This is a genomic window from Ruegeria sp. AB10 (assembly GCF_056542745.1).
The window spans coordinates 1-969 of sequence record NZ_JBQGAI010000032.1; the positions used below are offsets into that span (position 1 = coordinate 1).

Genomic DNA, 969 nt, shown 5'->3' on the forward strand with positions numbered 1-969 from the left:
CGTGCATGCATTGACCTGTTTGAGTGCCTTGAGCCCCAACCTTGGACCGCCAGAAGCTAGATTTTTCCGGCTCTTGCCTTGAGCCCCAACCTTGGACCGCCAGAAGCTAGATTTTTCCGGCTCTATCACGATGACGGGCTGGTGACGCCATCGGGATAATGCATGGCAATCGGGACGTTGTATCCGATTGCGCTGTGGGGTCTGTCCTCATTGTAGTGCCGACGCCAATCCTCCAGCTTTTCGCGGGCATCTGCAAGGCTCATGAACCAGTGCGCGTTCAGGCATTCCGCCCGGAGCTTGCTGTTAAACGCCTCAATGAAGCCATTGTCCGTGGGCTTTCCAGGCCGTGAGATGTCGAGGGTAACGTCGTTGGCGTAGGCCCAGAGATCGAGGTCCCGCGAGATGAACTCGCTGCCGTTATCGACTCTGATCGTCTTGGGGTAGCCGATCTGCCCGCAGACCCGTTCGAGCGTCTGCACAACATCTTCGCCCCGATAGGTGAAGCGCGGATCGGCTGCAGGGCAGAGCCGGGAATGCGTGTCAACGACGGTCAGGATGCGCAACCTCCTACCCAGGGCGAGCTGGTCGTGAACGAAGTCCATCGCCCAGACATCGTTAGGCCCGACGGCTTCATGACGGTCTTCTCTGAGCTTTGCCTTCACCCGGCGCTTGGGGTGCTTGTTCCTGAGCTGCAGGCCCAACTCGTTGTAAATCCTGCGTGTCTTCTTCATGTTGATCACCCAACCCTCCCGTCTAAGAAGCACGTGGACGCGCCTGTAGCCATAGCGCACACGCGTCTCTGCGATCTCTTTGATCCGCCGTTCGACGGCAGCCTGATCCGTCCGCCGGGACTTGTAGTGGTAGGTGGATGTGTCGAAGCAGATGGCCCCACAAGCCTTCCGGATCGACACACCCCAATCAACGCACATCCCGGTGACAATCTCGCGCAAACGGCCAGGCTTCAGAGCT

At 58.8% G+C, this 969-nt stretch carries 1 protein-coding gene; it reads right to left on the reverse strand.

All coding sequences use genetic code 11. The features are described 5' to 3' along the window. Nucleotides 1–125: 125 nt before the first annotated feature. The coding region (locus ACR0NT_RS19530) for an IS3 family transposase (protein WP_480443543.1) at nt 126–969 on the reverse strand (844 nt) is incomplete at its 5' end.